This window comes from Nonomuraea zeae (genome assembly GCF_005889725.1).
In the GTDB taxonomy this organism is placed as follows: domain Bacteria; phylum Actinomycetota; class Actinomycetes; order Streptosporangiales; family Streptosporangiaceae; genus Nonomuraea; species Nonomuraea zeae.
Window position 1 is genome coordinate 1 of sequence record NZ_VCKX01000411.1, and the last position, 9001, is coordinate 9001.

Annotated in this window: 7 protein-coding genes; 6 read left to right on the forward strand and 1 reads right to left on the reverse strand. The window is 72.3% G+C overall.

Going from position 1 to position 9001, the window contains the following annotated elements:
• A partial coding sequence (locus ETD85_RS56855) for a HelD family protein (RefSeq protein WP_240780075.1) occupies window positions 1–1934 on the reverse strand: 1934 nt, incomplete at its 3' end.
• 350 nt (window positions 1935–2284) lie between these two features.
• On the opposite strand from ETD85_RS56855, the gene ETD85_RS56860 reads away from it, so the two are divergent.
• The 6 genes from ETD85_RS56860 to ETD85_RS56885 form a co-directional block, all read left to right on the forward strand.
• The gene (locus ETD85_RS56860) at window positions 2285–3481 is read left to right on the forward strand and encodes an ROK family transcriptional regulator (protein WP_138698159.1); all 1197 of its coding nucleotides are present in this window, start codon (window positions 2285–2287) and stop codon (window positions 3479–3481) included.
• A 73-nt stretch (window positions 3482–3554) separates the two neighbouring features.
• On the forward strand, window positions 3555–4886 hold the full coding sequence (locus ETD85_RS56865; RefSeq protein ID WP_138698160.1) for an ABC transporter substrate-binding protein: 1332 nt from the start codon (window positions 3555–3557) through the stop codon (window positions 4884–4886).
• Window positions 4887–5024: 138 nt separating this feature from the next.
• On the forward strand, window positions 5025–5876 hold the full coding sequence (locus ETD85_RS56870; protein WP_240780076.1) for a carbohydrate ABC transporter permease: 852 nt from the start codon (window positions 5025–5027) through the stop codon (window positions 5874–5876).
• The gene (locus ETD85_RS56875) at window positions 5873–6766 is read left to right on the forward strand and encodes a carbohydrate ABC transporter permease (RefSeq protein WP_138698162.1); all 894 of its coding nucleotides are present in this window, start codon (window positions 5873–5875) and stop codon (window positions 6764–6766) included. The genes ETD85_RS56870 and ETD85_RS56875 overlap by 4 nt, the downstream gene beginning before the upstream one ends.
• Window positions 6763–8043: a family 4 glycosyl hydrolase gene (locus ETD85_RS56880; RefSeq protein ID WP_138698163.1), complete on the forward strand. Its 1281-nt coding sequence runs from the start codon at window positions 6763–6765 to the stop codon at window positions 8041–8043. Before ETD85_RS56875 ends, ETD85_RS56880 begins: the two co-directional genes overlap by 4 nt.
• On the forward strand, window positions 8043–9001 hold a 959-nt coding region (locus ETD85_RS56885), incomplete at its 3' end, for an N-acetylglucosamine kinase (protein ID WP_170247403.1). The genes ETD85_RS56880 and ETD85_RS56885, both read left to right, overlap by 1 nt.

Sequence of the window (9001 nt, forward strand, 5' to 3'; positions counted from 1 at the left end):
CCCTTGGCCCGCCCGGCCCCCGGCGTCACCACCACGGTGCCGGGCACGGCGGCGGTGATCGCGGCCCCCAGCGAGCCGAGCAACGCGTCCGGCACCACGACGGCGACCTTGCCACCCTGCCCGATCTCGGCTCCGGCCTCGGCCCTGACCAGCGCGGGCAGCGCGGGCAGCGGCGCCGCCCAGGGCTCCACGCCGAGCTCGCGCACCGACGTGGGCGCCTCCAGGGCGGGGTCGATGGTGGCCAGCACGCGGGAGGCCAGCGCCATCAGCTCCACCGGCGTGCGGTAGTTGACGGTGAGGCGCTCCTGGCGCCAGCGCCCGGCCACGTACGGGTCGAGCACCTGCGCCCACGACCGCGCGCCCGCCGCCGAGCCGGTCTGCGCGATGTCCCCGACGATCGTCATGGAACGGGTCGGGCAGCGCCGCATGACCGCCCGCCACGCCATCGGCGACAGCTCCTGCGCCTCGTCCACGATCACGTGCCCGTAGGCCCAGGTGCGGTCGGCGGCGGCGCGTTCGGCGGTGGTGAGGTAGGGGCCCTCGCCGCGCTGGCGTTCGGCCAGGCGCTCGGCCTCCATGACGTCGGACAGGCCGGTCAGCTCCAGCACCTCGCGGGCGTAGGCGAGCTCGGCCTCGCGCTCGCTCTCCTCGGCCTGCCTGGCGGCGGCCAGCTCCTCCTCGGCCTGGAGCGCGCTGGCCCGCAGCACCTGCTCGTCGATCTCGCCCAGCAGCTCGGCGGCCTCGTCGAGCAGCGGCACGTCGGACTCGGTCCAGTCCCCGCCGTCACGGCGCAGCAGCGCGCGCTCCTCGGCGGTGAGCTGGGAGGCGGCGTAGCCGAGCCGCTCCGGCGAGCCGTACAGGCCGAGCAGCAGCCGCTGCGGCGTCAGGTACGGCCACAGCCTGTTGAGCGCGGACTTGACCACCGGCTCGGTACGCAGCTCCTCGCGCAGGTCGGCGAGGTCGTCCTCGTCGATGAGCCCCTTGCCGATCTTGCGGGCCTGCTGCCTGGCCAGGGCGTTCAGCAGCGACCTGACGAACACGGCGCGGGCCTGGTTGTGCGGGCGGCGCGTGCGGGCGGCCTTGTTCCTGGCGCCCTCCAGCATGGAACGGTCGATGGTGAGCGTGATGCGCCCGATGGTGAGCTCGATGGGCTTGCGCGGGACCTTCTGCCGGTCGCGCACGGCCTTGGCGATCACGTCGGCCATCCGCAGGTCGCCCTTGAGCGCGGCCACCTCGGGCCGGTCCCTGAGGGTGGCGGTCACGCCGGGGTAGAGCTCGCTGATCGTGGACAGCAGCACGTCGGTCTCGCCCAGCGAGGGCAGGACCTGCTCGATGTAGCGCAGGAAGGTGAGGTTGGGCCCGAGGATGAGCACGCCGCGCCGCTCCAGCCGCTCCCTGTGCGTGTAGAGCAGGTACGCGGCCCGGTGCAGGGCCACGACGGTCTTGCCGGTGCCGGGGCCGCCCTGGACGACCAGGACGCCGTTCAGGTCGCTGCGGATGACCCGGTCCTGCTCGGACTGGATGGTGGCGACGATGTCGCGCATGCGGCCGGTGCGCCGCTCGTCGAGCGCGGCCAGCAGCGCGGCCTCGCCGTTGAGCGTGGCGCGGTCGTCGTCGGTGAGCGAGTCGAGGTCGAGCAGGTCGTCGTCCACGCCGATGACGTCGCGCCCCCGCGTCTGCAGGTGGCGGCGCCTGGTCACCCCCATGGGGGCGGTGGCGGTGGCTCGGTAGAACGGCTGCGCCACCGGCGCGCGCCAGTCGATGAGCAGGCGCTGCTGGTCGTCGTCGGACAGGCCGAGCTTGCCGATGTAGAGCCGGCCCTCGTCGAGGTGATCGAGCCGACCGAAAACCAGGCCGCGCTCGACCGCCCAGAGGCGCGCGAGCCTCGTCGCGTACATCTCGGCGAACGTGTCGCGCTCCGAACGGTTCTGCATCGTGCCGACGGCACCGGCGGCGAGCACCTCCTTGAGCTGCGTCTGGGTGCGCTCGCGCAGCGTGTCGAGGCGCTCGTAGAGCCGGGTGACGTACGACTGCTCTCTGGCGAGCTCGGTTTGACGAGTTGCCGCCTGACCATTATTGTGGTTAATGGGACACTCCGGGCCATTCTGCTTGTTGTTACGACAAACGACGACATTAGCACGCCTGTTGCAGCACTCCCATTCTTTCTCCTCGAACACCCCCTCCGCGTTCGGTCACGTCTTGGTTTCGCCCCTTGACCCCCCTGGCGGGACTCCCTATTTTCCGAGTTAGGAAACTTTCCTAACTTCGATGAAGGAGTGCCAGCGTGAGCGGTCCGGTGCCGGGGACCCCCAGTCTGCTACGTGCCATCAACGATCGCGCGGCACTGCAGGCGCTCCTCGACCGCGGCCCCCTGACCCGGCCCGAGATCGGCACGCTGACCGGGCTGTCCAAGCCGACCGCGTCCCAGCTCCTGTCCCGTCTGCAGGAGGCCGGGCTGGTCGTGCTCGACGGCGTCAGGGAGGGCCTGCCGGGGCGGACGGCGGAGGTCTACCGGATCAACCCGGCGGCGGCGTACGTGGCCGCGCTCGACGTCACCCCCGACAGGATCGCCGCCACGGTGGCCGACATCACCGGCACGGTCGTGGGCGAGCACACGCTGCCGACCCCGCGCCGCCCCCACGGCGAGCTGCTCGACCGGCTCGGGGCCGCCCTGCGCGGCGCCGAGCCCCCAGGCGAGCTGCGCCGCGTCGTGATCGGCGTGCAGGCCGCGATCGACCCGTCCACCGGCACGCTCGGGTACGCCGCCGCCAAGGACGTGCCCGGCTGGCAGATCCCCGATCTGGTGCCCACGCTGAGCGCCGGCCTCGGCGTGCCCGTGGACGTCGAGAACAACGTCAACCTGGTCGCGGTGGCCGAGCAGGCGCACGGAGCCGCCCGCGGCCACCGCGACTTCGTGCTGCTGTGGGCCGACGAGGGCATCGGCTCGGCCATCGTGCTGGGCGGCCGGATGCACCGCGGCGCCACGGGCGGCGCCGGCGAGGTGGGCTACATGCCGACCCCCGGCGCGCCGACGGCCCGCGAGTCCGGGCGCTACGCCAATCACGGCTACCAGGCGCTCACCGGCGGCCCCGCCGTGCTCAAGCTGCTGCGCTCGTACGGCGTGCGCGGCACCGACTTCCGCCACGCGATCGCCAACGCCGTACGGGCGGCGCGCGGCCAGGGCCAGCGGGCCGACGACGCCGGGGCGGGGCTGCGCGACATCGCCGCCCGCCTGGCCGTGGGCCTGGCCGCCATCACCTCCGTCGTCGACCCCGCCCTCATCGTGCTGACCGGCGGCGTGGTGATGTCGGGCGGCGAGACCCTGCGCGAGCTGGTCGAGCACGAGCTGCACGCGCTCACCATCCCCCAGCCTCAGGTGCGCCTGTCCAGCGTCGAGGGCAACCCCGTCCTGGCCGGCGCGCTCGACCTCGCCCTCGCCACCGTCCGCGAGGAGGTCTTCAGCTCCACGGTCCCGTCATGAAACCTCTCATGATCATCGCCGTGATCCCGGCCCGTACCACCCGTCTGTACTCGTCTGGCAGGAGGCACCCCCCGTGCGCTTCGTCCCCCTGGCGGTCGCCGCGGCTCTCGCGCTGACCGCGTGCACAGCGAACAAGGAGGCAGGGCCGTCGCTCGGCGCCCAGCCCAGACCCTCGGGCTCGGCCTCCCAGGCGTTGCCGGCCGCCACGCTGGAGCTGTGGCACGGCTTCGCCACCGACGCCGAGGTCAAGGCGTTCGAGCAGGCCATCGCCGGCTTCAACCGGAAGTTCCCCCAGATCACCGTCAAGGCCACCAAGGGCGTACAGGACGACCAGATCACCCAGGCCATCCGCGGCGGCGACGCGCCCGACGTGGCGGCCTCGTTCACCACGGACAACGTGGCCCAATGGTGCAGGTCGGGAGCGTTCCAGGACCTGACGCCGGTGATCGCGCAGGACGGCGTGGACCTGTCGGTGCTGCCCGAGGTGGCCCGCTCCTACACCCGTTTCGACGGCCGGCAGTGCACGCTGCCGCTGCTAGCCGACGCGTACGGCCTCTACTACAACAAGGCGCTGATGAAGGGGAACGCGCCCCCGAAGACGCTGACCGAGCTGGCCGACCTGGCCAAGAAGCTGACGGTCCGCGACGCCGACGGCACGATCAAGGTGGCCGGATTCATCCCGAGCGTCCAGTACTACGAGAACAGCCCCAGCCACCTGGCCCCGATGACGGGCGCCACCTGGTACAAGAGCGACGGCACCTCCGCCATCGGCACCGACCCGGCCTGGAAGCGGCTGCTGACGTGGCAGAAGGAGCTCGTCGACTGGTACGGCTACGACAAGCTGGAGAAGTTCCGCAAGAGCCTGGGCGACGAGTGGGGCGCCAAGCACCCGTTCTTCCAGGGCAAGGTCGCCATCATCCTCGACGGGGAGTGGCGGAACGCGATGATCGCCAACGACGCCGCGGACCTCGACTACGGCACCGCCCCCGTGCCCGTCGCCGACGACCGCCCCGAGCTGTACGGCAGCGGCTTCACCGCCGGCACCGTGATCGGCGTGCCGAAGGGCGCCAAGCACCCGCAGCAGGCGTGGGAGCTGGTCAAGCACCTGACGACGGACACCGACTCGCTGGTGACGCTGTCGAACGCGCTGCGCAACGTCCCGACGACCAAGGCGTCCATGGAATCGCCCAACCTCGCCAAAGACGCCAATTTCAAGACATTTCTGGATATATTCGCCCACCCGAAGACCTCGACCATTCCCGCCAGCGTGAACAGCGTCTTCAACCAGGAGGCGCTCTCCACCTTCATCCAGAAATGGGAGAAAGGCTCCGTACCCGATCTGGACGCCGGGCTGAAAAGCGTGGACAAGCAGATCGACGACAAGCTGAAGCTGTCCGGAGGCTGATCGCGCATGGCCTCGCTCACCGCGGCCCCACAGGCAGGGCCACCGGGAGGGCCGGCGGGAAGACAGGCAAGGCCGTCACTGTGGCGGCGCCGCGAGGGCCTGCGGGCCCTCGTGTGGCTGTCGCCCTGGCTCGCCGGCGTGTCGATCTTCTTCGTCTATCCGATGCTGTCCACGGTGTACTTCTCCTTCCACCGCTACGACATGTACACCCTGGAGTTCGTCGGCCTGGACAACTACCGCTACCTGCTGCAGGACCCCAGGGTGGCCGTCTCGGCGCGCAACACGCTGTGGCTGGTGGTCGTCATGGTCCCCGCCACCGTGCTGTTCTCGCTGGCGCTGGCGCAGCTCGTGACCAGGCTCAAGGCGGGCGCCGGGATCATCCGGACGATCTTCTACCTGCCCTCGCTGGTGCCGCTGGCGGCGGGGACGATCACGTTCGTGTTCCTGATGAACCCGGCGACAGGCCCGTGGAACCAGTTTCTGGCCCTGTTCGGGATCCACGGGCCCGACTGGTTCGGCGATCCCGGCTGGTCCAAGCCCAGCCTCACGCTGCTGTCGATGTGGAGCTGCGGCCAGCTCGCGGTGATCTTCCTGGCGGCGCTGCTCGACGTCCCCAGGCACCTGTACGAGGCCGCGGCCATCGACGGCGCGGGACCCTGGCGGCAGTTCCGCAGCGTGACCCTGCCGATGATCGCGCCCGTGCTGATGTTCTCCCTGGTCACGAACGTCATCTACGCCCTGCAGTACTTCACCCAGGCCATGATCGCCTCCCGGGTGGCGTCGGGCGTGACCGACTCGGCCGGCAGCACCTTCTCCCCCGGCTATCCGGAGGAGTCGCTGCTCACCCTGCCGCAGTGGCTGTTCCAGGCCGGGTTCCGCGACTACTCGATGGGCTACGCGTGCGTGCTCGCGCTGCTGCTGTTCGGCGCCTCGATGATCTTCACGTTGATCCTGCTGCGGCAGTTCCGGCGGGCCGGGGAGGACGTATGAGCGCCACGATCACCGTGCCCCCGCGCGCCGCGGCGCCGCCCGCGCGGCGTGACGGCGTCAGGGCCCGCAGGCGGCGGGCGCTGCTCTGGATCGCCACCCACGCGCTGGCCGTCGCGCTGGCGCTGATGTTTCTGGCCCCGGTGGTCTTCATCGCGCTCACCGCGCTGATGACCGACGAGCAAGCGCTGACCGGCGACCTGTGGCCGCGCACGTGGAACTGGGACAACTTCGCCGTGGTGTTCGAGAAGTCGATGCTGCTGCGGTGGGCGGGCAACACGCTGATGTACGCCGGCCTCGGCACCCTGTTCACCGTCGTGTCGTCGGTGCCGGTGGCGTACGCGCTGGCCAGGTTCCGCTTCAGGGGGCGGCGGCTGGCGTTCCTGCTGGTGATCACCGCCATGATGCTGCCGCCGCAGGTCATCGCGGTGCCGATCTACCTGGTCTGGGCCCGGCTCGAACTGACGGGCGGGCTGTGGCCGCTGATCCTGCCGATGCTGCTCGGCGACGCCTTCTCCATCTTCCTGCTGCGCCAGTTCCTGGTCACCATCCCGCGCGACTACACCGACGCGGCGAAGGTGGACGGCTGCTCCGACCTCAGGACCCTGCTCAGCGTGATCCTGCCGATGGCCAGGCCGGCGATCGCGGCGGTGGCCCTGTTCCAGTTCTTCTACTGCTGGAACGATTACTACGGGCCGCTGCTGTACGCCGGCGTCGAGCAGGAGAACCTGACGCTGTCGCTCGGCCTGGCCACGTTCAAGGCCTTCCACAGCGTGCAGTGGAACCTCACCATGGCCGCCACGCTGCTGGTGACCGCGCCGGTGATCATCGTGTTCTTCTTCGCCCAGAGAGTGTTCATCGAGGGCGTCACTTTGACGGGAGTGAAGGGTTGAAACTCGCCGTGGTCGGGGGCGGCTCGACGTACACGCCCGAGCTGGTGGACGGGATCGCGCGGCTGCGCGAGGAGCTGCCGGTGTCCGAGATCGCCCTGATCGACCCCGACGCCGCGCGCCTGGACCTGGTGGCGGGCGTGTCGCGGCGGATGCTGGCCCACGCGGGGCATCCGGCCCGCGTGCTGGCCACCTCCTCCGTCGCCGAGGGCGTCGCGGGGGCGCGGGCGGTGCTGTTCCAGCTGAGGGTGGGCGGGCAGGCGGCCCGCGAGGTCGACGAGACGCTCCCGCTGCGCTGCGGCTGCGTGGGTCAGGAGACGACGGGCGCGGGCGGGCTGGCCAAGGCGCTGCGCACGGTCCCGCTCGTGCTGGAGCTCGCCGAGTCCGTACGCGAGCACGCGCCCGAGGCGTGGATCGTGGACTTCACGAACCCCGTCGGCATCGTCACCAGGGCGCTGCTCGACGCCGGGCACCCGGCGATCGGCCTGTGCAACGTGGCGATCGGCTTCCAGCGCCGCTTCGCCGCCTGGCTGGGCGTCGATCCCGCCCGGATCTCGCTCGGCCACGTGGGACTCAACCACCTCACCTGGGAGCGGTCCGTCCACCTCGACGGCGAGGACGTGCTGCCCGAGCTGCTGCGCGCGCACGGCCAGGAGATCGCCGGCAGCCTCGGCCTGCGGCCCGGGCTGCTGGAGCGGCTCGGCACGGTGCCGTCCTACTACCTGCGCTACTTCTACGCTCACGACGCGGTCGTGCGCGAGCAGCGCGCCAAGCCGTCGCGGGCGGCCGAGGTGGCGGCGATGGAACGGCGGCTGCTGGAGCTCTACGCCGACCCGGCGGTCGTGACCAAGCCCGAGCTGCTGGCCGAGCGCGGCGGGGCGTTCTACTCGGAGGCGGCCGTGGCGCTCGTCGCCGCCCTGCTCGGCGACGCCCCGGGCCCTGGCGCGCCGGCCGGGCCGGCTCAGGTGGTCAACGTACGCAACTCCGGCACGCTGCCGTTCCTGCCGGACGAGGCGGTCATCGAGGTGCCGGCGGCCGTCACCCCGGCCGGGGCCGTGCCGCTGCCGGTGCCTGCCGTGGAGCCGCTGTACGCCGGGCTGATCGCGAACGTGTCGGCGTACGAGACGCTCGCCCTGGAGGCGGCCCGGCGCGGCGGGGCGGACCGGGTGCGCGACGCGCTGCTCGCCCATCCGCTGGTCGGGCAGGACGAGACCGCGGAGGAGCTGACGGACCTGCTGCTGGCGGCCAACCGCGGCTTCCTGCCGTGGGCGGTGGGCTAGTGGCGCGCACGCGGCTCGTGCTGGCCGTGGACGGCGGCAACAGCAAGACGGACGTGGCGGTGCTGTCGGAGGACGGGCAGGTGCTCGCCACCGGCCGCGCGGGAGCGTTCGCGCCGCAGCGGGACGGGGTGGCGGCGGCCGTGGACGTGGCCGTCGCGGCGCTGCCGGACGGGCTGCCGGCCGGCGGGTTCGACCACGTGTCGGCCTGCCTGGCGGGCGCGGACCTGCCGGTGGAGGAGGAGGCGCTGGCCCGCGAGTTCGCCGCCAGGGGGTTCGGCCCGGACGTCGTGGTGCGCAACGACACGTTCGCGCTGCTGCGGGCCGGCGCGTCGGCCGCGTGGGGCGTCGCGGTCGTGTGCGGGGCGGGCATCAACGCGGTCGGCGTCTCCCCCACCGGCGCCGTGGTCCGCTTCCCCGCCCTGGGCCGCATCAGCGGGGACTGGGGCGGCGGGCAGGGGCTGGCGGAGGAGGCCCTGTGGCACGCGGTGCGCGCCGAGGACGGCCGGGGCGCGCCGACCGCGCTGACCGGGCTGCTCACCGCCCACTTCGGCACGGCGACGGTCGAGGAGCTGGTGATCGGCCTGCACTTCGGCCGGGTGGACGAGGGCCGGCTGCACGAGCTGGCGCCCGGCGTGCTCGCCGCGGCCGCGGGCGGGGACGCGGTGGCCGCGTCGCTGGTCGAGCGGCAGGCGGAGGAGGTGATCGTGCTGGCCGAGGTGTGCCTGCGCCGGCTCGGCCTGCTGGAGACGCCGGTGGAGGTCGTGCTGGGCGGCGGCCTCCTGACGGCCAGGGACCCGCTGCTGACGTCGCTGCTGGACACCCGGTTCGCCCTGCGGGCGCCGCGCGCCAAGCCGGTGGTGGCCGACGTTCCGCCGGTCCTTGGCGCGGCGCTGCTCGGCCTCGAACGCCTGGGCGCCTCCGACGCGGCCACGGCCCGCCTGCGCGCCCACTACGACCC

What these genes read in the sequence shown, in the direction of transcription:
- ETD85_RS56875 (WP_138698162.1), top strand. Translation starts at nt 5,873, where the DNA reads ATGAGCGCCACGATCACCGTGCCCCCGCGCGCCGCGGCGCCGCCCGCG.